The organism is Microbacterium sp. ZKA21 (assembly GCF_050434165.1).
GTDB lineage: Bacteria > Actinomycetota > Actinomycetes > Actinomycetales > Microbacteriaceae > Microbacterium.
Window position 1 is genome coordinate 34,597 of sequence record NZ_JBNPVV010000005.1, and the last position, 23,471, is coordinate 58,067.

A 23,471-nucleotide genomic window follows, 5' to 3' on the forward strand; every position below is an offset into this window, starting at 1 on the left:
CAGGAGGCGATGAAGAGTATCAGGCACGCCGTCACGGCCCTCGTCCTCACCCTGCTCGCTCTGGTCACGGCGGGCGGCCTTCTCGTGCTCGCCGTCGCGCGACGCGTCGTGACACCGGAGAAGCGCGGGATGGACACCGAGATCCTCGCCGTCGACACGGGGGCCCAGACGATCGAGCTCACCCGCACGCTCGACACCGAACTGCCGGGACGATACGGGTTGTTCACGACGGGCACCCACGGCTACGTGAAGCTCGGTGCAGTGCTCAGCGCCGATGGCGCGAGCGTGCGCCGCAAACTCCTGACGCAGATCGACCCCGGCGCGCGCATCGATCGCGCGGCGGGTTTCAGCGGCTGGTACTACAGCTCGCCCCGCGAACTGCATCTGCGTTGGGAGAACGTGCTGATCGGGTCGCCCAGCGGCCCGTGCCCCGCGTGGCTGTTCCCGGCGGCGCCGGATGCCCCGGCATCCGATCTCTGGGTCATCCAGATCCACGGGCGCGGCGGCAACAGGGCGGAGTGCCTGCGTGCTGTCCCGATCTTCCACTCGCTGGGAATGGCGAACCTCGTCGTGTCGTATCGCAACGACGGCGAGGCGCCACGTACGAAGGGCGGGGCGTATGCACTGGGCGCGTCCGAGTGGCGCGACGTCGACAGCGCGATCGCCTACGCGCTGCGCCATGGGGCGCGCCGCGTCCTGCTGATGGGATGGTCCATGGGCGGTGCGATCGCGCTCCAGACCGTGGTGTCCTCCGGCCATCGCTCGGCGGTCGTCGGGCTGGTGCTGGAGTCGCCCGTGATCGACTGGCGCTCGGTTCTCCGGTTCCAGGCGCGCGAGCAGGGCGTCCGCGATCCGCTTCCCGAGCTGGCGATGACCGTGCTCTCCTCGCCCGTGACGGCCCGATGGGGCGGTGCCGACGAGGCCATCTCGTTCGACCGTCTCGACATGCTCGCCAGGGCCGAGGAGCTCGACATCCCGATCCTCATCCTGCACAGCGACGACGACGGCTTCGTTCCCGCCGATGCGTCGCATGCCCTGGCCGAAGCGCGGCCGGACATCGTGACGATGCCGCACTTCACCGGCGCGCGGCACACGAAGCTGTGGAACTACGACCAGACCGGCTGGACCGGTGCGATCACCGAATGGGTCGGCGCGCAGGGCTTCAGCGCTTCTGCCTGACCTGATTCTTCGCACGCAGGAGCATTCCGGTCATGCCGGAGATCCGCAGCGGCGAGACGACGCGGGTGAGCCCGATCGACTGGGGGTAGTCGTCGGGAATCGCCAGCACCTCGTCAGGCGAGAGTCCGCTGATGCCCTGCGCCAGGATGCTGGCGAAGCCGCGCGTCGTCGGAGCCTCCGGGGGAGCGGTCGCGTGCATCGTCACGACATCGTCGGCGACTTCGACATAGATGTAGACCGGGGACTGGCACTCAGCGACGCGCTCGGCCATCTCGGGGTGCGCTGCGACGTCGGCCGAGACGGCGGGGAGCTCGTTCGAGAACTCCAGCAGCAGCTGCAGCCGCTCGGATTCGTCGAGCGCCAGGAAATCGTCGCGGAACTCGGCGAGAGTGGCGGGAACGTGCGTTGTGCTCATCCCCGCCATTCTCCCATGGTCAGAGCGAGCCCGGTTCGGCGCCGGTCGCGATCGGCACGCGGACGGCGCTGCCCCACTCGGTCCACGAGCCGTCGTAGTTGCGCACGTTGTCGAAGCCGAGCAGGTGCTTGAGGACGAACCACGTGTGACTGGAGCGTTCGCCGATCCGGCAGTATGCGACGACCTCGTCGCCATCCTGGAGACCGGCATCGCCCCGGTAGATAGCGTCGAGTTCTGCGCGGGTCCGGAAGCCGCCGTCCTCGGCGACCGCCCTGGCCCACGGCACGCTCTGCGCGGTCGGGATGTGACCTGCGCGCAGCGCACCCTCCTCCGGATACGCGGGCGCGCTGGTGCGCTCTCCGCTGTACTCCTCGGGAGAGCGCACATCGATGAGCGGTTTGCCGATGTGGGCGAGCACGTCGTCCTTGTAGGCGCGCAGGATCGTGTCATCGCGCTCCACCACGGGATAGTCGGTCGGCGTCGGGGCGCTCGGCTCGGTGGTCAGCTCACGTCCCTCGGCGATCCATCGGTCGCGTCCGCCGTCGAGCAGGCGCACGTCCTCGTGGCCGAACAGCGAGAAGACCCACAGGGCGTAGGCCGCCCACCAGTTGTTCTTGTCGCCGTAGATGACGACCGTGTCAGAGCGGGAGATGCCCTTGCGGCTGAGGAGCTTCGCGAAGCCCGCCCCGTCGACGTAGTCGCGGACCACTGGGTCGTTGAGTTCGGTGTGCCAGTCGACCTTGACGGCGCCGGGGATGTGGCCGGTCTCGTACAGGAGGACGTCCTCGTCGGATTCGACGACGACGAGGCCGGGGTCGCCGAGGTGCGCGGCGAGCCAGTCGGTCGTGACGAGCCGGCCCGGTTCCGCGTATTCGGCGAATTTCTCTGACGTGGTGTCGAACTCGATGGTCACGGCGCGCTCCTCGATGGTGTGCGAGCGAAGGCTCAGCTGGCGACGGCGTAGTGTTGTGCCGTCCCCCTCGACGATAGATCCATTCGGTGCGCCCGGCGCCCGATCCGTAAGACTGCGACACAGGACCCCATGACCGAATCGACGCCTCGCGCCGGCACCGTGCGCCTCTCCGACCGGCAGCCCGTCGTCACGGGTCCCGAGATGCTCGCGGGCCTCGTGCCGCCGCCGCAGTTCGACGACGCGACGTTCGAGAGCTATCGGGCGGACCCGGAGCATCCGTCGCAGGAGCAGGCCAAGGACCTCCTGCAGCGCTTCGCCGGTCGCGCTGCACCGGCCAAGCGCGGTGGCTTCTTCCGTCGGGCGCCGAAGGAACCGGACCTCAAGCCGGGCTTCTATCTGGACGGCGGGTTCGGCGTCGGCAAGACGCATCTGCTGGCGTCGATCTATCACGCCATGCCCGCGCGAAGGAAGTACTTCGGCTCGTTCATCGAGTACACGGCGCTGGTCGGTGCGCTCGGCTACAAGAACACCGTCGATCTGCTCCGCGGGGCGGATCTGCTCTGCATCGACGAGTTCGAGCTGGATGATCCGGGCGACACTATGGTGATGACCCGGCTGCTGGGGGAACTGGTCACCTCCGGCACGCGCCTCGCGGCGACCTCGAACACGCCGCCGAACGCTCTGGGCGAGGGACGGTTCGCCGCGCAGGACTTCCTGCGCGAGATCCACCAGATGTCGGACAGCTTCCAGACGCTGCGCATCGATGGAGTCGACTTCCGTCAGCGGGCGATCGACGGCCATGCGATCGTCCTGGATGAGGAATCCTACGACGCACGGGTGGATGCCGCGGTGGCGGCTGGCACGGCATCCGATGACGGATTCGACGAGCTGATCAGGCACCTGGCACGCGTGCACCCGTCCCGGTACATCCGGCTGATCGACGGCGTCGACCTGGTCGGCCTGCGCGATGTGCGCGAGCTGACGGACCAGTCAGAGGCACTGCGGTTCGTCGCCTTCATCGATCGCGTCTACGACGCCCAGATTCCGATCGCGGCCACAGGACGGGCGCTGGATGCGGTCTTCTCCGAGGAGATGCTGGCGGGCGGATACCGCAAGAAGTACCTGCGTGCGATCTCCCGGCTCAACGCGCTCACGCATTCTGCGTGAGCGCGCAGGTCCGTGTAACGCGATGTTCACAGACCGAGCCCGGGTGTAACCGGGGCGAAACAAACCACACGCATTTCCGAAATCGGGCCTCGCCACACTGAAGCTCTCAATTACTTCGGATGTGAGGTTTTCCTATGGATGCTCCCGGCAACATCTCGTGGGGTATTACCGCGACGGCGCTCGTCCTGCTGATGACGCCAGGCGTCGCCTTCTTCTACGGCGGGCTCGTGAAGGCCAAGAGCGTCGTCAGCATGATGATGATGAGCTTCGGCTCGATCGGTCTCGTCGCCGTGCTGTGGATTCTCTACGGCTTCTCGATGAGCGCCGTCGATTCCCCGACCGCGTTCGCGGGCAACCCGTTCGCCGACTTCGGCCTGGGCGGTCTGGCTGCCGGTGAGGGCTCGAACGTCGCGCTGATCGGCGTCGCGTACGGGGCCACCTTCGCGATCATCACCGTGGCGCTGATCTCCGGCGCCATCGCCGACCGAGCGAAGTTCGGCAGCTGGCTGATCTTCGCCGGCGTCTTCGCCACGGTCGGCTACTTCCCGATCGCCGCGTGGGTCTGGGGCGGCGGCTGGGTGATGAACCTCGGCACCACGCTGTTCGGCGAGGACAGCGGCATCGCCGTCATCGACTACGCCGGCGGCACGGCGGTGCACATCAACGCGGGTGCGGCCGCTCTGGCGCTCGCGCTGGTGCTCGGCAAGCGCATCGGCTTCCAGAAGGGCATCCTCAAGCCGCACAACGTTCCGCTCACGCTGCTCGGCGCGGCGCTGCTGTGGTTCGGCTGGTTCGGCTTCAACGCGGGAGCCGAGTGGCTCGCCGAGGACATGGGCGGAGTCGGCCTGATCGGTCTGAACACGCTGGGCGCGACCGCTGCCGCGATCCTCGGCTGGATCCTCATCGAGCGCATCAAGGACGGCAAGGCGACCTCCGTCGGCGCAGCCTCGGGTGCTGTCGCCGGCCTGGTCGCGATCACCCCGGCCTGCGCGAACCTCACTCCCGGCTGGTCGCTGCTGCTCGGCGCTCTCGCCGGCATCCTCTGCGCACTCGCGGTCGAGCTGAAGTTCCGTCTCGGGTTCGACGATTCGCTCGACGTCGTCGGCATCCACCTCGTCGGCGGCCTCTTCGGCACCCTGTACCTCGGCTTCTTCGCCACCGGCACCGGGCTGTTCGTCGGAGGCGACGCCCGTCAGCTGGCGGTCCAGACGATCGCCGCCCTCGGTGTCCTGATCTACTCGTTCATCGTCGCCTTCATCATCGGATTCGCGATCGAGAAGACGGTCGGATTCCGGATCACCAACGAGGATGAGATCGCGGGCGTCGACTCGGTCGTCCACGGCGAGGAGGGCTACGCGCTCGTCGACGCCTGATCCGCCGATAGGGTGACGGGGTGAGTTCGACCAGGAGCCTCTTCGCCCAGATCGCCGGAATGCTCGTCAACGCTTTGACCGGACGTACGTCCCGGACTCCTGAAGGGGAACCGGGACGTACGTCCGTCTCCGAGCCCTCTCCCGGTCAGGAGAACGGACGGCAGACCGTCCGCATCGATCCGCACCGCATCGATCGGCTGAGGCTCGAGTACTCGCCCGCGCTGGACGGGGCCCCGGATGCCGGGGAGATCATCTGGACCTGGGTGCCTTACGAGGAGAACGACGGGCGCGGCAAGGATCGACCTGTGCTGGTGATCTCGCGCCGATCGGAGGACCGGGTCTACGCCGTCCGCATGACGAGCAAGCCGCACGACGGGCACCGGGACTATCTCTCGATCGGGTCGGGAGCTTGGGACCGCGAGGGCCGCGAATCCTGGGTCGACATCGAGGAGCTGTACAGCGTGCACGACGCGGGCATGCGGCGCGAGGCGGCGATCCTGGATCGCGCGCGCTACACGAGCGTGGCGCAGGCTCTGGCGCACCGCTACGGGTGGCGCTCGAACTGATCCGCGGTATCAGCGCTGGGCCGGCACACGGCGATCGGCGAGGTGCGGGAACGCCTGAACCACCATGTCGACGAGCTCGTCCAGCGGCCGGGTCAATGGATCCGTCGCGGGGATGCCGAGATCCAGTTCGATCTCGTCGATCGCGGTTCCCAGCTGTTCGTCCGTCAGGTTCTCGTGATTCACGGTGATGCCGATCACCCTCGTCTCGGCGAACGCCTGGATCAGTGCGACCTCGCTGGCGACGGTCGGCATGGCGACCATCGGGAAGTCGCCGAGCATACGACGACCCGGTGCGTGCTGCACGATCACCCCGGCCGGGCGGCTGCCACGGAGGATGTGGGCCGAGGTGAGGTAGGCGGGGTGGCTGAGCGCGCCCTGCCCCTCGACGATGATCACATCCGGATCCTCGCCCTCGAACGCGAGCACGACCTGGTTCTCGACCTCGCCGGAGCAGAACTGGGGCACGAGCGCATCCAACGCGACGCCGTAACGACCCCCCTGGATGATCGTCGTCTGTCCGGTGCCGACCATGACCGCGCGGATGCCGCGGGCGGTCAGGGCCTGGACCAGCAGCGTCGACGTCGTGCGCTTGCCGATGGCGCCGTCCGTACCGAGGACGGCGATGCGCGGGCAGGTGACGTCGAAGATGCGCCCTGAGAACAGGTGCAGGTCCTTCTTGTCTCGCGGTCGGCGCACGTCTGTGATGGTGACGCCGGCGACGAGAGCGGCGGCGGCGAACTCCGCGTCATCGCCCAGGAACTCGTGCAGACCGTTGATGATGTGCATCCCACGGGCGATGCCGTCCAGAAGCACGATGCGCTGTTCCGGGGAGAGCAGGCCGTCGGCGGGGGCGACGCCGCAGATCAGGTAGTCCGGAACGCGGTCGGCGTGCGCGACGGCTTGCGCGAGGCTGCCGAGGATCGGAACACCGTTCGGGATGCCGTCGAGCACGGCCCCGGCATCATGACCGGCGTGCCGGCTGTCGATGATGCTGAGGATGTCGTACTTCTCGGAGTGACGGACGAGCCCGTTGGCGGTCTTGCCGTCCTGCTCGCCGAACTGCCCTTCGCAGTAGACGACGGCGGTCGCGCCGATGGGAAGTGCGATCGGATCGGCCCAGCCGTGCGAAGAAGGGTCGATGGAAGAGGGATGGGACAGGGCGGACATGGGTCTCCTCGCGCTCACACAGAGGAGGCGACGGAGAACGAAATGACCGGTTGCGGCCCGTTGGTCGACAAGAAGTCTTCCCTGATGCCGACGAGATGCCGGCTCGTCGACAGTAGCACCGCCGACTGGGAGCCCCCCGGGGCCTTGAGGAACGGGGTACTGGGCTGCTCGGGAAAGAGCAACCCCCTGTGCAGCACGAGTCGACGCATCTACTTTCTGCGGAGACGAAGGGAGTGACGGATGAGCGGTGCGAGTGCACGCAGGGCTTCGCGGGCCAAGGACCGTGCCCGCAACGTCCGTGAACTGCGATGCACCGTGGACGATGTGTTCGCGGTCCTCGCCGACGGCTGGATCTACCCGTCCTGGGTCGTCGGCGCGTCGCGCATGCGCGACGTCGAGGCAGGCTGGCCAGGACCGGACGCGCGTCTTCACCATTCGTTCGGAGTCTGGCCCCTCCTCATCGACGACACGACTGTGTGCCTCGTCTGGGATCCGCCACGGCGCGCCGTGCTCCGCGCGCGCGGATGGCCCATCGGCGAAGCCGAGGTGCTCATCGAAGCACGTCCCCGCGGCGCCGGGTGCGTGGTGCGGATTCAGGAGAAGGCGGTGCGCGGGCCGGCGACGCTGATGCCGGCCGCACTGTCGACGGCGCTGCTGCGATGGCGCAACGCCGAGACGCTGCACCGTCTCGCCTATCTGGCGGAGGGGGGGCGCAGGCGGCGGACGAGGAAGCGACCACCGAGACGAGCACCAGGGAGGTTCCGGGATGGATGACGACATGACGCGGGAGGAGAAGCGCCGCGACCAGCTCACGAGCGCGCCCGACGCGACCGAGGCCGACGCGGATGCGCGGGTGGTGGTCTCCTCGGTCGACGGAGCCACCCGGGTGGATATCGCGCCGGGTGCCGACGTGCGGCCGGGCCCCGGTCCAGGAATGCCGGCGGCGGACAACGAGGAGCAGGTCGTTGACTGAAGAGGCCACCACGGCCCCCGCCACCGCTGACGGGGCCACCGGCTCCGTCGGCCTTCGGCGGGCGATCACCGGCCCGATGCTGTTCGCCTTCATCCTCGGCGATGTGCTCGGTGCCGGAATTTACGCCCTCATGGGTGTCCTGTCGCAGGATGTGGGAGGGATGCTGTGGGCGCCGCTCATCGTCGCGTTGCTCCTCGCGCTCCTGACAGCCGGGTCGTACGCGGAGCTCGTGACGAAGTACCCGCGAGCCGGCGGAGCGGCGGTGTTCGCGGAACGGGCGTTCCACAACCGCACCGTGTAGTTCCTCGATGCTGCTCACACTGATCGGCGATCTGGCGACGCTGGCGGAGACGGTCGTGCTGCTGCTGCTGTTCGTCTTCCTCAGCGCGAACGTCTCGGTGCTGGTGCTGCGCAGGGACGCCGTGGAGCATGCGCACTTCCGGGTCTGGACGTTCGTCCCCGTTCTCGGTATCGGCTCCTGCGTTCTCCTGCTCACTCAGCAGCGCCCCCTCGTCTGGGCGCTCGGAGGGATCATGCTCGCGGTGGGTGCGATCCTCTTCCTGGCCGCTCGCTGGGGCGCTGCACGACGCCCCAGCACCGCCCGCTGACTCAGCGACGCAGCGGGCACCGCGACGGGTGCTCCCTGGATGCCGACGCCGGAGGAGGGCATCGTCAGGAGGCGACGTCGATCGACGTCGAGCCCCGTGCCGAGGATCGTCACCCGCGGATCGCTCAGGGCGGCGTCGTGGGCCGTGCGTCGACCGTCTTCGGCCCAGTCGGCGCGCAGCAGGAGGAAGGGCGAGTCATCGTGCAGCGGGTTCTTCGTGCGGCCAGAGCGAAACGGCGCCCCCCCGAGCGAAGGGGGAGGCGCCGATTCTGCGTGTGTGCTGGGTATGCTCAGTCTTCGAACGCGCGGCGGATCTCGTCCTCCTCGCCGGAGACGAGGTTGCTGGCGATGAGCGTGCCGCCGAGGCCGTTGAATCGCTCGGCGAGGCGGTCACGATCCGAGTCGTGGTTGACGACGAACAGCGCGGATGTGCCGGGGACGACCTCTTTGCCGATCGTGTCGAGCTGTTCCTTGGTGATGCCGACGGCATCCATCTTCTTGGCGAGGACGCCGATCGCGGCACCTGCGGCTGCTCCGATGAGCGGAAGGAAGAACAGCGCGCCGATCACGACCCCGAGCAGAGCGCCCCAGCCGGCACTGCGCGCCTCGTCGCGATTCTCGTACTTGACCTTGGGGCGGTCGGCTCCCGGTTCCCATTCGATGACGGCGTAGTCCTCGATCCTGATGAGGCCCTCGCGCGCGGCGTCTCGCAGGATGGCGGTCGCGTTTTCGCCCCCTTCGAGCGTCTCGAACTTCCAGGCGGTGAATGTGGTCACGGTCGTCCCTTCGTCGGGTGTGTGCGTTCCTGATTCATTATGGCGGCGTGAGCCGTCGTGGTGGCGATGCGCGCGGTCAAGCGCGGAAGAACGGGATCGCGAGCGGCGGCCGGTGGACGACGCGGTCGGAGCGGACGGTTCCGATGATCATCTCGACGAGGCAGTAGATTCCGATGCCGATCAGCAGCACACCGGGGATGGCGATCAGTCCGGACGGCTCGCCGTATCGCGACGTGGAGACGCCGATGATGATGAGCAGGGTGAGCAGGCAGACGAAGTACAGGAAGTAGCTGAGCGCCCAGTTGGCCGCCCATCGTGCATTCTCCCGAACGACGGGGAACGGCGAACGGCGTGCGCTCGACAGCTGTGCGATCGCGACGATCGGAGCCACCAGGAGGCCTGCCCACGGAATGTAGAACAGGAAAAGCAGTGCCCAGTACCTGCGACCGCTCGGAAGGGGAGCGGGGTATCCGTAGCCGGGCGCCGGATATCCAACGTTCTGCGCGGGGTAGCCGTATCCCGGTGCCGGTTGCGCATAGCCGGGAGCGGGGCGTGCGTATCCCGGTGCCGGTTGCGCATAGCCGGGCGCCGGCGGGGCGGGAGCCGATGGCGGATACGGCGGAGTGGTCGCGCGTGGATCGGGGGCTGCGCCCGGTGTGTGCGGATCGGTCATGTGGCTCCCTGTTCGGCGCTCTGTGCGCGTTCGGACGCGACCATCCTCGCATGCACGCGCGCAGCTCGGTCCGACCGCTCATCGCACCGCGATGGGTCCGTGGTCGTAGGACCCCGTGCGCAGCGCCGCGAGCTGCGTGCGGATGGCCGCCACCTCGCGATCGCGTTCGACCGAGGGAGGATCGATGAACAGGAGCATCGTCGGCAGGCTCGTTGCGAAGTAGTCGATCACGGCCTCGCTCGACGCGTACGCCTCGGTCCATGTCGCGAGGGCGCGCTCCAGTTCCGTGGATTCGTCTCCGCGGCCGAGTCTGCGCATCGCCACCGCAGCGAAGATCGTCTGCGCACTGAACGGAGTCTCGGACATTCGCGCGAAGTCGGAGACGGATGCCGCGGCGAACCGCCAGTGCCGAACCGCTCGTTCCTGGTCACCGGCGGTGGCCCACGCATCACCGAGCCGGAGGTGGAGCTCGGACGTATTGGCGAGGGGATGCCGCCCCTCGCCGAGGTTCTGCGGTGGCGAGAGCGCTTCCTCCAGGATTCGGATGGCGCCCGGTGCATCGCCTGCGGCCTCAGCGGCGGCGGAGCGTGCGAAGGCTGCTCGATCCCACGCCGCGAGGACCAGTCCTTCGCCGCCCTCCCACGGTTGGAATGTCCGTCGGCTCAGGATGCCGGTCGCCTCGTCCGCCCGCCCGCATTCGGCGAGCAGACGCGCGTAGACGACCGTCAGATCATCCCGCTGGGCGACGATGTCGGGTCTGGCCTCCAGACGGGCCAGCCGCGCTTCGGGCGTGCCGCCGGTGCGCGCATCGAGCTGGTCGGACTCGAACCACAGCTTCGGCTCGTCCGGACTCGCCGCCAGCGCACGCGAGTAGTGCTGCTGTGCGGCGGCGTGATCACGGAGGATGTTGTAGGACGCGATGCCGAGGTTGCGTTCGAGGATCGATTCGAGCGATGCGCTCGGTGCGGCCGCGAGCGCGTCGTACCAGGCGTCGATGGCGTCATCGTAGCGGCGGCGATCGTAGTACCAGTGTCCGAGCAGCGCCGCGGCGGTGGCGTCGGTGGGGTCGGCCGCCCGTGCGGTGATCAGGGCGTCCACGTCGTCGAGCCGGGAGGGGAGCGCGTTCGTGCTGTCCCGCGTCGCCGCGACGGAGGCGGCGCGTCGTGCGCCGGCCTCATCACCGGCCGCTCGGAGAAGGGCGGCACGGTGGTACGAAACCAGCGGCCCGACGTTCACCTGGCCGATCGGGCGGGCGGCCAGGGTCGTGTCCGCCGCGTCGAGCAGGCGCAGCGCGTCGGCGGAGAAGCCGGCCGCGGCGTACTCGAGCGCGACATCGAGGATGATCGTGGCATCCGTCGAGGGAGCGTCTCCGTTCAGGTCACGCGCCCATGCGTCGAGCGGGTCCCGCGCGAGGGTCCCGTCCAGAACGTGTGCGGCCTCGGCATCCTGTCCGGTTCGTCTGAGGGCGAGGACGAGCAGATCACGGGCCTGGAGATGGTCCGGATCGGTGGACACGGTCGAACGCAGGATGTCGACGGCGCGGGCGTCGTCGTTGGCCGCGAGCGATCGCCTCGCGAGGACGCAGCGCGCCGCCGTCGCGTATGCGGCATCCCATGACGCCCGTGACAGCGCATCCCGCGCTTCGCGCTCGCGGCCGAGGCGCAGCAGCGCCAGCCCGAGCGCGTAGTGGGCGTCTCCGGATGCCGGGGTCGGCGCCCACGCCGTGCGGCGATCGACGCTGCGCTCCAGCAGCTCCGCGGCCCTGTCGTACTGCGCGTTGCGGTACGCGAGCCGCCCGAGCGCGGCCGTCGCACGGGATTCACCGGGGTCGATGTCGAGGACGCGCCGCCAATACGGTTCGGAGGACCGCGTCGCGTGACGGTACTGATCGAGGTACGTCGCGATCTGGACGAGCTCATCGACGGTGCTGACCTGATGGGCGGATGGCGGGGCGACGGCTGCCGCAGGCTCGGCGGATGCGAGATCGCCATCCGGCTCGATCGTGAGGAGCCGGCGTGCCCGCCCGTCGACGACTGTCAACCGCAGGGAGGCGGGATCGGCAGGCGACGCGTCGGGGATCTCGATGAACGCGGGTGAATCGGGCGTGAGGGTGAGCATCTCGTGATGGACTTCCGTGCCGTCGGCGCCCGCCACCGTGACGACCGCGTCCTTCAGGGTCTCCGCGGCGTGCAGGCCGATCACGATCGTGTCGTCGCCTACCGACAGGCTCGCGGCGAGCTCGGCGCTTGCCTGCGTGGCGGGTCCGATACCGCGGATCGGATACCAGTACTGCGTGAAGGTCTTGGTCTCGCCGGGGGAGAGGTAGGCGAAGTCGGGCTGGTTGTCGGTGTAGACACCCGCCATGAGCTCGACGTAGGGGCCGTCGGTGTCGGTCAGGTTGCGATCCCATGCCCATCCGAACGGGGAGTTGCCCCACGTCCACTGCTTCTTCCCGGGCGAGACGGTTCGGTCCGCCCAGTGCACGAAGCCTGCTCTGCGACCGTGGTCGTACCCGCCGAAGAACTCGTCGCGAGTGGACGTGACCATGTACGAGGTCGGCACGGGGATGTTGCGATACCAGTCCAACCGCGCGGCATCCGGGTTCTGCGGGCTGACCCGCGCCGGATAGTCGATGTCGTAGTAGCTCGAGTCGGCGTCGGGGAATGCCACGACGGCCCGTCTGGCGTGATCGGCCACGTGATGGACGTCGCGAGGGAAGAACGACTGGTAGTCGTCGTCCACCGCCGCGGCAACGTTCGCCCACCAGAGGAACGTCTGCTCGGTCTCCGAGCGGTTGAACAGCCGGACGCGGGCCTCGATCCGGGAACTGTCCGGTCGCAGGCGGATGCCGTGCATTCCCTTCATCCGCGCGAAGGGGTCGTGGTCGGAGCACCAGACCGTCACGGACCCGTCGGGCTCCTCCTCGATCGAGACATCCGTGGGCAGGAACGTCGCCGGCCGGTGATGCTGCGGCCAGTTGAATTCCACGCCGCCCGAGATCCACGGGCCGGCGAGGCCGACGAGCGCCGGCTTGATCACGTTGTTGCGGTAGAAGATGTCGCGTTCGCCGATCTTGTCGTAGGCGATGTGGATGCGCCCGCCCAGTTCGGGAAGGATCATCAGGCGCACCCAGCGGTTCTCCAGATGCACGGCCCGCCAGCTGTGCGGCCGCTTCTCGGGAGCGATCCGTTCGTGGAACGGAAGCGGGAACACCTTCCCAGAGGAACCCTGGTAGACGCGCGTCTCGAGGAACGCGGGGAAGCGATCGGGGGCATCGGGCAGATAGGAGTCGATCACGACGGGCTGCTCCCATGCCGCGACCGGTCGGCCAGCGATGGCCGACGGCGTCGGAGGGAGGACGATGCGGGATTCGTGGGCGGGCGTGCTCATCTCATCGACGGTACGGAACCTGCGGAGCGCTCGGAATGCCTGCGACGGGACAAAACATGGACGATTCGTCACGCCGACGGATCGGGATGCCGTGCCACGGGCGCGCCTCGGTCGCCGTCCTTGTAGGCGCGCGGCGAGACGCCGTGCGTTCGGGTGAACTGCCGGCTGAAGTAGAGCGGATCGTCGTAGCCGACCTCACGGGCGACTTCGCCGACCGTGCCGGTTCCGAGGTCGAACAGCTCGCGTGCCCTCGCCATGCGGATCTGACGCTGGTAGGTGCCGACCGAGACGCCGAAACGGCGGCGGAACTGCGCGGCGAAGTGCGACACGCTCACATTCGCAGCCGCCGCGAAGTCCTCTGTCGATGCCTTGTCCTGCACACGGGTCCGTATCGCGGCGGCGGCATCGTCGAGGACCTGGTCCATGCCCTTCGCCACCGGCTTGTCGGTCACGATCGTCGTGAGCAGGTGCCAGGCCGTCCCGGCCGCGCGCAACTGGCTGATCTCGGTCATGTCGACCTCGAGGGTTGTCACGATCTGGGCGATCAGCGCCGTGATCTGGAAGAAGCTCGATGGCGTCCGCACGGGCTCCGCCCCCGCCACGCCATGTCGTGACAGGAACTCCGACAGAGCGACGCCGGCGACGTGGACCCACCACACCGTCCACGGGTCGTCCGCCGATGCGCCGTACGCGTGGATCTGTCCTGGCGGGACGAGCAGGATCTGTCCTGGCACGATCGGCGCGGGACCCGAGCCCGTGTCGTACCACCCCGTGCCGTTCTGGCACGCGATCACGATGAGTTCCGAGATCGCGGCGTTGCGCACTCGGAAGTGCCGGTCCGCGTGCGGGAAGTAGCCGCAGTCCGTCACGGCGACCCCGGGGGAGGCGGGGCCGTCCAGTACTGCGCGTGCTTCGCCGCGCGGCACGACGAGGAACCGTTCGCCGCGGAAGCGCTGCGGGGCGTCGACGACGTCGGGGGCGAGCGCCTGCACCGACGTCAGCGGCGACTGTGGTGTGGCCATTCGTCCATGTTATGCACGACGGCGTTCATTCCCCGGTCGATCGCCCCCGGGCAGGATCGGTCGCATGAACTCCTCGAGCACACCCCTGGCGATGGACCTGAGCGGAACATGGATCGCCCGAGCGGATCTCGACCGGGTCGGCGAGCGCGACGGCTGGTATCGACCAGGAGCGCCGTGGCCGGCGGCGACCGAGATCCGCCTGCCCGGCTCGGCGCAGCTGCAGGGCATCGGCGACCGCCCGAACGTGGAGACGGCATGGGTCGGCGGAGTCCTCGATCACGAGTTCTACACGGACGGCCGCTACGCCCGCTATCGCGATGCGGCGGACTTCAGCATCCCGCTCTGGCTCCAGCCGGACCTCGTCTTCGTGGGGTGGGTCTGGTACCAGCGGTCGATCACCGTCGATGACGAGCAGGCCGGACGCGACCTCGAACTCGAACTCGAGCGCGTCCACTGGGAGTCGACGGTATGGGTCGACGGGGTGCGCATCGGGTCTGATCGGAGCCTGTCCGTGCCGCACAGATTCGTCATCCCCGCGCCGACCACGGGCACCCACACGCTCACGATCCGGGTCGACAACTCGATGATCGTGGACGTCGGCACGAATGCGCACAGCGTCTCGGACCACACCCAGGGAGGCTGGAACGGCATCATCGGCGGCATCCGGCTGACGCCGATCGCGTCGCTGCGCCTCGGACCGCTGGAGGTGCATCCGGACGTCGAGCGGCGCTGCATCCGGGTGTTCACGACCGTGACGGCGGACTCCTTGGACGGGGCGACCGGCGAACTGACGCTGCAGGCACGCCCCTTGGATGATCCGAGCGTCCCGGCTCCGCCACCGCTGACCACGGTCGTCTCCATCGATGCGGAGAGGTTCACCCGCGGACGGGGCACGACGGCGGCACGCATCGACGTCGAGTACGCGCTCGGCGAGCACGCCCGGCTCTGGGACGAGTTCGACCCGTTCCGCTACGAACTCACGGCCGAACTCGTCTCCACCGCAGGCGCCTGGTCGAAGGACAGCCGGCGAACCGAGTTCGGGCTGCGTGTCGTCGAGGCGTCCGGTACGCGCATCACCGTCAACGGCCGGGCGGTGTTCCTCCGCGGCACGCTGGAATGCTGCGTGTTCCCGCTGACCGGGTATCCGCCCATGGACGTCGCGCACTGGGAGCGCGTGTTCGCCGCCTGTGTCGGATTCGGTCTGAATCATGTGCGCTTCCACTCCTGGTGCCCACCTGAAGCGGCGTTCGTCGCCGCGGACCGTGCCGGCGTGTATCTGCAGGTCGAGGCGCCGATCTGGGCGAATCAGGGTGCGGCGATCGGGCAGGGGCGCGACGTCGATGCGTACGTCTACGAGGAGTCCTGGCGACTCGTGCAGGAGTACGGGAATCATCCGTCTTTCCTGCTCATGGCGCACGGGAACGAGCCGTTCCAGGGCCCGGATGCCCCCTTCCTCGCACAATGGGTGACGCACTGGAAACAGCGGGACCAGCGGCGCCTGTACACGACCTCCGGTGGCTGGCCCCAGCTCGATGTCAGTGACTACGACTGCATTCCCGAACCGCGCATCCAGGCCTGGGGCGACGGCATCGGGTCGCGCATCAACGCTCGTCCGCCCGAGACCATGACGGACTACTCGGACTGGGTCCAGCGCACGCCCCGCCCGATCGTCACGCATGAGGCGGGCCAGTGGTGCGCGTACCCGCGAATGGCCGAGATCGAGAAGTACACCGGCCTGATGAAGGCCAGGAACTTCGAGATCGCCCGAGACTTCCTCGCCGACTCCGGGATGCTCGGCCAGGCGGAGGACTTCCTCCACGCCAGCGGTCGACTCCAGGTCCTGTGCTACAAGGAGGAGGTCGAGTCGGCACTGCGCACGGCGAATTTCGGAGGGATCCAGCTGCTCGGCCTGAGCGACTTCCCCGGGCAGGGCACGGCCCCCGTCGGCGTGCTGGATGCCTTCTGGGAGGAGAAGGGATACGTCACCGGAGCGGAGTTCTCGCGCTTCTTCTCGCAGACGGTTCCGCTCGCCCTCCTTCCGAAGCGCGCCTGGCGATCCGATGAGGAACTGGATGCCGGGATCAAGGTCGCGCATTTCGGCTCCCGCGCGGTCGATGCCGAGATCTCGTGGCGGCTCGTGGGGGAGGACGACCGCCTGCTCGCGAGCGGCATCGTACATCGCGGCGTCGTCGACATCGGCAACGAGCGCTCGTACGGCGTGATCCGAGTGGCGCTCGGCGGCGTGGAGCGACCCGAGAAGGTGCGGCTGGTCGTTTCGGTCGATTCGGCGGAGCGGACCGCGGAGAACGACTGGGAGTTGTGGGTGTATCCATCGGTCGAACCCACCGAGACGGACGCTCTGATCACGCGTGATCTCGACGAGGCGACGTCGGCGCTCGAAGAAGGACGCGCTGTCGTGCTCGTGCCGCGACCCGGCGACATCGACTCACCGGTCGTGTTCGGCTTCTCACCGGTGTTCTGGAACACGTCCTGGACCGGCGGGCAACCGCCGCACACGCTCGGCATACTGTGCGATCCGCAGCATCCGGCCTTCGGCTCGTTCCCCACGGACATGCACACGAACTGGCAGTGGTGGGAACTCCTGCACGACGCGACGCCGTTCCACCTGACCGGGCCCGCATCGGCGGGGGAGCCGATCCTCCAGGTGATCGACAGCTGGTTCGACGCGCGCCGTCTGGGGCTCGTGCTCGAGGCCCGTGTCGGCGATGGGCGGCTCCTGCTCTGCGCGCTCGACATCCTCGAAGACCTCGACACGCGGATCGTGGCGCGTCAACTCCGCAGCAGCCTTATCCGCTATGTCGAGAGCGATGACTTCGAACCCGCTCTCGAGCTTCGTGCCGAAGATCTCCCCGGCCTGCTTGCGGGCTGACCCGGATGCGCGTTCGGCTTACGCGATGCGCTGCCGTCGGCCTCAGAATCGGGGCGCGGGAGCGGCGGCCCGTTGATCGCGGATGAAGGCGATGGCGAGGAGGCCGACGATGATCACGGCGATGTTGCCGAGACCGGCGACTGCGGTGAGGGTTCCTCCGACCGACGCGAGGCCGAGCATGGAGATGCTTGGGTCCGTGGTGCGTGGAGAAGGATCGGCCAGATGATGTTCCGGTCACCCGCAGCGCGAGATACATGCAGATGCTGAAGGCGAAGGTGTAGGCGAGCTGCATGATCGTGGTGACGAGGTCCTGGCCGAGCAGCAGCCCGGCGTGGAGCCAGGCGTTGGTCGTGCGTCACTCGGCAGAGCGTGGTGAGGGGAGAAAAACGGTGGGCGATGCCGGACTCGAACCGACGACCTCTTCCGTGTGAAGGAAGCGCGCTACCAACTGCGCCAATCGCCCATGACCCATGGGGTCGAGAACCGATACTACCCGACGCTGCGGCGGCATCCTGACCATTTCGGCGGACACACCCGAGATCCTGGTTCGGTTTGGCGTCCCGCAAATCCTCGGCTATTGTTTTACAAGTGCCCGGTCAGCCGGAACACAACGCGGATGTAGCGCAGTTGGTAGCGCACAACCTTGCCAAGGTTGGGGTCGCGAGTTCGAGTCTCGTCATCCGCTCGAGTGCTGGAACTCCTTCGGGAGTTTCGGCATGTGGGTTCGAATCCACCTCCTGGTGGCGTGGCCGAGAGGCTAGGCACCGGCCTGCAAAGCCGTTTACACGGGTTCGAATCCCGTCGCCACCTCTCTGCACAACTGAATAGCCCGAACGGGCGCGATTGGCGCAGCGGTAGCGCGCTTCCCTGACACGGAAGAGGTCACTGGTTCGATCCCAGTATCGCGCACACAGAGAAGCCCCGGTCATGCCGGGGTTTTCGTGTATCCGGGCCGATCAGGTCCCTCGCGTGCAGCGTGCGTGCGACTGCACCGTGATTCGTCCCCCTTTTGGCCTACAGACAGCGACGCACATCTCCGCAAGGCTGGATGAGTACATCCACGAAGGGGGAGCGACATGGTCGGCGAAGGATTGATGATCGGATACGTCCTGCTGGGATGCGGGGTCGTCGGAGCGGTGCTGGCGACGATTCAGGCCGTCCGAAGCACGAGACGAGGCATGCAGGACCACGCCGGGTCGCGATGAGGGTCGAAGACGAAGCGGCGGAGGCGATGCCCGCGGATGCGGTCAGGACCGAGCGTTCGGCATTGATCGGCGGGGGAGTGCTCTCACTGCTGCTCGCAGTCGTCGGATCGGTGACGTCGCTTTCGGTCGTCGGGACGGGCAGCGCCGACGGTGCACGGTATCTCACCGTCAACATCGGCCTCGGCGTGCTGGGGGCGGTCCTGCTGCTGACAGCCTGGCGACGTCGTCGCCGTGAGATGGACAGCGTCACCGACGCATTGGCCTGAGAGCACGCACCCGGGCACGGATTCCAGCGTCGGTGAGCAGCGTCCTCCGGCGCCATCGTTACGGTCGCGCACGGCGAGGGTCAATACGGCGAGTAATCTTGACTCCGACCCAGATGGAGTGTTCTGTGCCTGAAAACGCCCAGCCGCAAGACGGCTTCGCCCTGTTCACCGACCGATCCGTCGTCGCGATGCGCGTCAACGGCACGCTCAAGGACCTCGCCGCCACGGTGACGGATGCCGACGAGGTCGAACCGGTCACGATCGACAGCCCTGACGGGCTGAACATCCTGCGCCACTCCACCGCGCACGTGCTCGCACAGGCCGTGCAGCGCCTGCGCCCCGAGGCGAACCTCGGCATCGGCCCGTTCGTCACGGACGGCTTCTACTATGACTTCGGCACCGAGACGCCGTTCACGCCGGAGGATCTGAAGGCGATCTCCAAGGAGATGCAGCGCATCGTTCGCGAGGGCCAGCGCTTCACCCGCCGGGTCGTCTCGGCCGACGAGGCGCGCGCCGAGCTGTCGAACGAGCCGTTCAAACTCGAACTGATCGATCTCGCCGGCGGCCCCGGTTCCGGAGCGGATGCCGCAGAAGGGGCGTCCGTGGAGGTCGGAGCCGGCGAGCTCACGATCTACGACAACGTCACCCGCGACGGCGAGACCGCCTGGAAGGATCTCTGCCGCGGCCCGCACGTGCCGAGCACCCGCATGGTCGGCAACGGCTGGGACCTGACCCGCGTGGCCGCCGCATACTGGCGCGGAAGCGAGAAGAACCCGCAGCTGCAGCGCATCTACGGCACCGCGTGGCCGTCGAAGGACGAACTCCGGGCCTACCAGGAGCGTCTGGCCGAGGCCGAGCGCCGCGATCACCGCAAGCTCGGCGCCGAGATGGACCTGTTCTCGTTCCCCGACGAGATCGGTTCGGGGCTCGCGGTGTTCCACCCCAAGGGCGGCATCATCCGCTACGAGATCGAAGAGAACCTGCGTCGCCACCTGCTGCGCAACGGCTATGACGTGGTCAACAGCCCGCACATCACGAAGAAGGACCTGTTCCAGACGTCGGGGCACCTGCAGACCTATGCCGACGGCATGTTCCCTCCCATGCATCTCGACGAGCTGCGCGATGAGGACGGCAACGTCACCCGTCAGGGCCAGGACTACTACCTGAAGCCCATGAACTGCCCGTTCCACAACCTGATCTACCGCTCGCGTGGTCGCTCTTACCGCGAGCTGCCGCTGCGGCTGGCCGAGTTCGGCACCGTGTACCGCTACGAGAAGAGCGGCACCCTCTCCGGCCTCACCCGCGTGCGCGGACTGACCCAGGACGACGCGCACATCTACGTCGCCCAGGATCAGGTGAAGGAGGAGCTCACCACCAACCTCAACCTCGTCCTCGAGCTGCTGCGCGACTACGGTCTGAACGACTTCTACCTCGAGCTGTCCACGAACGAAGAGGGCAACCCGAAGTTCCTCGGCGAGCCCGAACAGTGGACCGAGGCGATCGAGACGCTGCGCGAGGTCGCTGAGGCATCCGGTCTCGAGCTGGTCTCGGACCCGGGAGGCGCGGCGTTCTATGGTCCGAAGATCTCCGTGCAGGCCCGCGATGCGATCGGCCGCACCTGGCAGATGTCGACCATCCAGCTGGACTTCAACCAGCCGGAGCGGTTCGAACTCGAATACACCGGCCCCGACGGGCAGAAGCACCGTCCGGTGATGATCCACCGTGCGCTGCTCGGTTCCGTCGAGCGGTTCTTCGCGATCCTCCTTGAGCACTACGCCGGCGATTTCCCGCTCTGGCTCGCGCCCGCCCAGGTCGTCGCCGTCCCCGTGGCCGAGCAGTACGCGGGGTACCTCGAGGACGTGGTGGCGCAGTTGCGCTCCGTCGGCGTCCGAGCCGAGGTCGATCATTCCGACGACCGCATGCAGAAGAAGATCCGCAACCACACCACCGCGAAGGTTCCGCTCATCCTCATCGCGGGAGAGCAGGACAGCGCCGCGGGCACCGTGTCGTTCCGCTTCCGCGACGGCACGCAGGAGAACGGCGTGCCGGTGGCGGATGCCGTCGCGCGCATCCGCACGGCGATCGAGGCGCACTCTCTCGTGCTGAAGGCGGGGGATCTGGCGTGACCGGCCAGGACCCGGCATCCGGTGCGGCGGTGTTCCCCGAGGACGCCGCGCATCTGGCCGGTGTCCCGGATGAGTTCCAGCGGCTGTGGACCCCGCACCGGATGGCGTACATCCAAGCGGGACCGGAACCGCTGCGCGAGGAGTGCCCGTTCTGCGAGGCGCCGAAGCATGCCGACGAGGAGCGCCTCATCGTCGCGCGGGGACGCACCTCGTACGTGCTGCTGAACCTGTTCCCGTACAACTCGGGACACCTGCTCGTCTGCCCGTATCGGCACATCGCGACGTACGATCAGGCGACGCCGGAGGAGGTCGCCGAGATCGGTGCTTTGACGCAGACCGGGATGCGCGTGCTGCGCGACGTCTCGAACTGCGACGGCTTCAATCTCGGGATGAATCAGGGCGCCGTCGCCGGTGCCGGCATCGACGCGCACCTGCACCAGCACATCGTCCCGCGGTGGAACTCCGACGCGAACTTCTTCCCGATCATCGCGAAGACGAAGGCGCTGCCGCAGCTGCTCGGCGAGGTGCGGCACGCCGTCGCGGCCGCGTGGCCCGAAGACTGACGGTCAGCGTACCTGACGCGCCGTGAACTGCATGCGCGGGTTCGCGTAATACTCCTGCGACTCGATGAGCTGCAGTTCGCGCTCGCCCGAGTCCAGCGTCGCCTGCAGCAGGTCGAAGACGCTCGACACCGTCCGCTCGAGGGCGAGCTTCGCATCGCGCGTGGAGACGTAGTGCGCGGTGAACAGTGCTGCAGTCACGTCGCCGGAGCCGTTCGCCTTCATCGGCAGGTGCGGCGTGGCGACCAGCCACGCTCCCTTGTCATCCACAGCGAGCATCTCGATCGTCCCCTCTTCGCGATCGGGGCGCTCCACGCTCGTCACGAGCACGATCGATGGCCCCATCGCACGCGCCGCGTCGACCGAGGCCAGAGTGGAATCCAGGGTCGACGGCTCGGTGCCGGTGAGGAAGCCGAGCTCGAACTGATTGGGCGTGATGATGTCCGCCACGGGGACGACCTTCTCGCGCAGCAGCACGGGGATGGCCGGTGCGACGAAGCATCCGCTCTTGGCATTGCCCATCACCGGGTCGCACGCGTACAGGGCCGCCGGATTGGCGGTCTTCACGCGGGCGACGGCGTCGATGATGACGTCGCCGATGCCCTCGCCGCCCTGGTAGCCGCTCAGCACGGCATCCACCTGAGCGAACGCGCCGCGCTCCTCGATGCCGGTGATGACGTCGCGGACATCCGCCGGATCGATGAGCGGTCCGCGCCACGCCCCGTAGCCGGTGTGGTTGGAGAAGTTGACGGTGTAGACCGGCAGCACATCGACGCCGATGCGCTGCAGGGGGAACACGGCTGCGGAGTTGCCGACGTGGCCGTAGGCGACGGCGGACTGGATCGACAGGATCTTCATGGGTGCGCTTCTTTCGGGATCAGCGGGTGGCGGAGACGAGGTCAGCGAGCAGGGCGTCGCCCTCCTCATCGGTGAGGTCGTGGACCGTGAGTCGCAGGTGATGCGAAGGCGCGGCGCGGTCGGACAGTCGGAATGCGTCTCCGGTGCGGACGAGCCAGCCCCGGCGCATCATCCGCTCGGATACGACGGATGCCGGTTCCGGCAACTCGACCCAGAGATTCATGCCATCGCCCTGCGTGGCGTGCAGGCCGTGTGCGCGCAGGCGATCGGCGAAAGCCCCGTTGCGCGTCGCGTAGTGGCGGCCGGCCGCGGCGATCTGCTCCTGAACCCCGGCATCCGTGACGAGGCCGAGCACCAGCCGTTGCAGCAGGTGGCTGACCCAGGTCGTTCCGGGGCTGAGGCGCTCGGCGAGACGAGCCGAGGTCTCGGGATCGGTGGCGGCGACCGCCAGGCACATGTCGGGCCCCAGGAACTTCGAGACGCTGCGGATCAGCGCGAAGCGCCGGTGATCCGCGGTGATGAGCGACTCGTACGGGTGCGGCGAGAGCATCGAGAAGTGGTCGTCCTCGACGAGCAGGACGTAGGGGTGATCGGCCAGCACCGCACGCAGCGCTGCGGCGCGGTCCGGGCTGAGCCGCGCGCCGGTCGGGTTCTGGGCTCGTGGTGTGCAGATCACGGCGCGCACCCCGGCATCCAGGGCGGCGCGGAGCCCGTCGACCGTCATGCCCTCCTCGTCGACCGGCACGGGGACGGCCCGGTACCCGCCGAGGCGTACGGTGTGGATGCTGGCGAGGAAGCACGGGTCCTCGAGCGCCACCGCGTCGTCGCGGGTCAGCGCCTGAGCGAGCAGTCGCTCCACGGCATCCACGGCGCCGCTGGTGATCGTGATGCGGAAATCGGCCGCGGGCAGGGCGGAGCCCATCCATTCGCGCGACCAGGCGTCCAGCCCCGGGTCGATCACGGGCTCGCCGTACAGCACCGGACGCCCGCCGAAGGAGGCCAGCACGGGGGAGGGATCGGGGATGAGCGCCGGGTCGGGGTTTCCTGTACCGACGTCGCGCAGCACGGTGTCGGCGGCATAGCCGTCCTGTGCGGCTGGGGCGTGTCCCGTGATCACGGTCCCTGCTCGCCCTCGGGTCTGCACGAGCCCGGCCTGGGACAGCTGGCGGTACGCGGCGACCGCGGTGTTCCGATTGATGCCGAGACGCTCGGCCAGCTCGCGGACCGGAGGCAGAAGGTCGCCCGCTTGCAGGATGCCGCGGTCGCGCAACCCGCGCACGCTGGCGGCGATCTCGGCCGCTGTCGCGCCGCTGATCTGCTCATTCGTGTCAACCATCGAAACACG

At 68.1% G+C, this 23,471-nt stretch carries 22 protein-coding genes and 4 tRNA genes; 15 read left to right on the forward strand and 11 right to left on the reverse strand.

Translation table 11 applies throughout. The annotated features are described in order from the left end of the window. Positions 1 to 9: 9 nt before the first annotated feature. A complete protein-coding gene (locus tag M2317_RS11445) occupies positions 10 to 1,179 on the forward strand; it encodes an alpha/beta hydrolase family protein (RefSeq protein WP_429460266.1) in 1,170 nt (389 codons plus the stop codon). On the opposite strand, the gene M2317_RS11450 is transcribed toward M2317_RS11445, so the two are convergent. Next, positions 1,163 to 1,594 carry a SufE family protein gene (locus tag M2317_RS11450; protein ID WP_429460268.1) on the reverse strand — a complete coding sequence of 144 codons (432 nt, stop codon included), beginning with the start codon at positions 1,592 to 1,594 and terminating at the stop codon, positions 1,163 to 1,165. The genes M2317_RS11445 and M2317_RS11450 overlap by 17 nt on opposite strands. 19 nt (positions 1,595 to 1,613) lie before the next feature. Beyond that, complete coding sequence (locus M2317_RS11455) at positions 1,614 to 2,507, reverse strand: sulfurtransferase (RefSeq protein ID WP_429460270.1); 894 nt, start codon at positions 2,505 to 2,507, stop codon at positions 1,614 to 1,616. Positions 2,508 to 2,636: 129 nt separating this feature from the next. Between M2317_RS11455 and zapE the strand changes: the two genes are divergently transcribed. The 3 genes from zapE (at position 2,637) to M2317_RS11470 (ending at position 5,613) form a co-directional block, all read left to right on the forward strand. After that, entirely contained in the window at positions 2,637 to 3,674 is a 1,038-nt protein-coding gene (zapE, locus tag M2317_RS11460; RefSeq protein WP_429460272.1) for a cell division protein ZapE, read from the forward strand. A 134-nt stretch (positions 3,675 to 3,808) separates the two neighbouring features. After that, positions 3,809 to 5,047, forward strand: a complete 1,239-nt coding sequence (locus tag M2317_RS11465) for an ammonium transporter (RefSeq protein WP_429460274.1) — start codon at positions 3,809 to 3,811, stop codon at positions 5,045 to 5,047. Between the two features lie 20 nt (positions 5,048 to 5,067). Next, positions 5,068 to 5,613, forward strand: coding sequence for a type II toxin-antitoxin system PemK/MazF family toxin (locus tag M2317_RS11470; RefSeq protein ID WP_429460276.1), 546 nt, complete (start codon positions 5,068 to 5,070; stop codon positions 5,611 to 5,613). A 9-nt stretch (positions 5,614 to 5,622) separates the two neighbouring features. Here the strand turns inward: M2317_RS11470 and M2317_RS11475 are convergent, their stop codons facing one another. Then, positions 5,623 to 6,780 (reverse strand): DUF1611 domain-containing protein, encoded by a 1,158-nt coding sequence (locus M2317_RS11475; protein ID WP_429460278.1) that lies wholly within the window; start codon positions 6,778 to 6,780, stop codon positions 5,623 to 5,625. Between the two features lie 240 nt (positions 6,781 to 7,020). Between M2317_RS11475 and M2317_RS11480 the strand changes: the two genes are divergently transcribed. From M2317_RS11480 to M2317_RS11495, 4 genes are read left to right on the forward strand one after another with little or no spacing between them, the layout of a single operon-like run. After that, positions 7,021 to 7,554 carry an SRPBCC family protein gene (locus M2317_RS11480; protein WP_429460280.1) on the forward strand — a complete coding sequence of 178 codons (534 nt, stop codon included), beginning with the start codon at positions 7,021 to 7,023 and terminating at the stop codon, positions 7,552 to 7,554. Then, positions 7,547 to 7,753, forward strand: a complete 207-nt coding sequence (locus M2317_RS11485; protein WP_429460282.1) for a multidrug transporter — start codon at positions 7,547 to 7,549, stop codon at positions 7,751 to 7,753. Before M2317_RS11480 ends, M2317_RS11485 begins: the two co-directional genes overlap by 8 nt. Further along, a complete protein-coding gene (locus M2317_RS11490) occupies positions 7,746 to 8,054 on the forward strand; it encodes a hypothetical protein (RefSeq protein WP_429460284.1) in 309 nt (102 codons plus the stop codon). The genes M2317_RS11485 and M2317_RS11490 overlap by 8 nt, the downstream gene beginning before the upstream one ends. 7 nt (positions 8,055 to 8,061) lie before the next feature. Further along, entirely contained in the window at positions 8,062 to 8,361 is a 300-nt protein-coding gene (locus M2317_RS11495) for a hypothetical protein (protein ID WP_429460286.1), read from the forward strand. A gap of 289 nt (positions 8,362 to 8,650) precedes the next feature. On the opposite strand, the gene M2317_RS11500 is transcribed toward M2317_RS11495, so the two are convergent. The 4 genes from M2317_RS11500 to M2317_RS11515 all read right to left on the reverse strand — a co-directional run bounded on the left by M2317_RS11500 (position 8,651) and on the right by M2317_RS11515 (position 14,221). Further along, positions 8,651 to 9,136, reverse strand: a complete 486-nt coding sequence (locus tag M2317_RS11500) for a DUF1269 domain-containing protein (protein ID WP_429460288.1) — start codon at positions 9,134 to 9,136, stop codon at positions 8,651 to 8,653. A gap of 76 nt (positions 9,137 to 9,212) precedes the next feature. After that, the gene (locus M2317_RS11505; RefSeq protein WP_429460290.1) at positions 9,213 to 9,809 is read right to left on the reverse strand and encodes a DUF4870 domain-containing protein; all 597 of its coding nucleotides are present in this window, start codon (positions 9,807 to 9,809) and stop codon (positions 9,213 to 9,215) included. A 78-nt stretch (positions 9,810 to 9,887) separates the two neighbouring features. Continuing rightward, on the reverse strand, positions 9,888 to 13,199 hold the full coding sequence (locus tag M2317_RS11510) for a DUF5107 domain-containing protein (RefSeq protein ID WP_429460292.1): 3,312 nt from the start codon (positions 13,197 to 13,199) through the stop codon (positions 9,888 to 9,890). Between the two features lie 68 nt (positions 13,200 to 13,267). Next, positions 13,268 to 14,221: an AraC family transcriptional regulator gene (locus M2317_RS11515; protein ID WP_429460294.1), complete on the reverse strand. Its 954-nt coding sequence runs from the start codon at positions 14,219 to 14,221 to the stop codon at positions 13,268 to 13,270. A 64-nt stretch (positions 14,222 to 14,285) separates the two neighbouring features. On the opposite strand from M2317_RS11515, the gene M2317_RS11520 reads away from it, so the two are divergent. Next, positions 14,286 to 17,111: a sugar-binding domain-containing protein gene (locus M2317_RS11520; RefSeq protein ID WP_429460296.1), complete on the forward strand. Its 2,826-nt coding sequence runs from the start codon at positions 14,286 to 14,288 to the stop codon at positions 17,109 to 17,111. Positions 17,112 to 17,153: 42 nt separating this feature from the next. Here the strand turns inward: M2317_RS11520 and M2317_RS11525 are convergent, their stop codons facing one another. After that, positions 17,154 to 17,291, reverse strand: coding sequence for a hypothetical protein (locus M2317_RS11525; RefSeq protein WP_429460298.1), 138 nt, complete (start codon positions 17,289 to 17,291; stop codon positions 17,154 to 17,156). Between the two features lie 210 nt (positions 17,292 to 17,501). Beyond that, positions 17,502 to 17,574 (reverse strand) — tRNA-Val (locus M2317_RS11530). Between the two features lie 149 nt (positions 17,575 to 17,723). On the opposite strand from M2317_RS11530, the gene M2317_RS11535 reads away from it, so the two are divergent. From M2317_RS11535 to M2317_RS11560, 6 genes are all read left to right on the forward strand, one after another. Next, positions 17,724 to 17,796, forward strand: a tRNA-Gly gene (locus M2317_RS11535). 54 nt (positions 17,797 to 17,850) lie between these two features. Beyond that, a tRNA-Cys gene (locus tag M2317_RS11540) sits at positions 17,851 to 17,921 on the forward strand. A 27-nt stretch (positions 17,922 to 17,948) separates the two neighbouring features. Further along, a tRNA-Val gene (locus tag M2317_RS11545) sits at positions 17,949 to 18,020 on the forward strand. A 292-nt stretch (positions 18,021 to 18,312) separates the two neighbouring features. Further along, positions 18,313 to 18,582, forward strand: a complete 270-nt coding sequence (locus M2317_RS11550) for a hypothetical protein (RefSeq protein ID WP_429460300.1) — start codon at positions 18,313 to 18,315, stop codon at positions 18,580 to 18,582. 113 nt (positions 18,583 to 18,695) lie between these two features. Further along, the gene (gene thrS / locus M2317_RS11555) at positions 18,696 to 20,708 is read left to right on the forward strand and encodes a threonine--tRNA ligase (protein WP_429460732.1); all 2,013 of its coding nucleotides are present in this window, start codon (positions 18,696 to 18,698) and stop codon (positions 20,706 to 20,708) included. Further along, the gene (locus M2317_RS11560; RefSeq protein ID WP_429460302.1) at positions 20,705 to 21,271 is read left to right on the forward strand and encodes an HIT family protein; all 567 of its coding nucleotides are present in this window, start codon (positions 20,705 to 20,707) and stop codon (positions 21,269 to 21,271) included. The genes thrS and M2317_RS11560 overlap by 4 nt, the downstream gene beginning before the upstream one ends. A gap of 3 nt (positions 21,272 to 21,274) precedes the next feature. Here the strand turns inward: M2317_RS11560 and pdxY are convergent, their stop codons facing one another. Together pdxY and M2317_RS11570 are read right to left on the reverse strand one after the other, a co-directional pair. Beyond that, entirely contained in the window at positions 21,275 to 22,126 is an 852-nt protein-coding gene (gene pdxY / locus M2317_RS11565; RefSeq protein ID WP_429460304.1) for a pyridoxal kinase PdxY, read from the reverse strand. A gap of 19 nt (positions 22,127 to 22,145) precedes the next feature. After that, positions 22,146 to 23,462 carry an aminotransferase class I/II-fold pyridoxal phosphate-dependent enzyme gene (locus tag M2317_RS11570; protein WP_429460306.1) on the reverse strand — a complete coding sequence of 439 codons (1,317 nt, stop codon included), beginning with the start codon at positions 23,460 to 23,462 and terminating at the stop codon, positions 22,146 to 22,148. Positions 23,463 to 23,471: the final 9 nt, after the last annotated feature.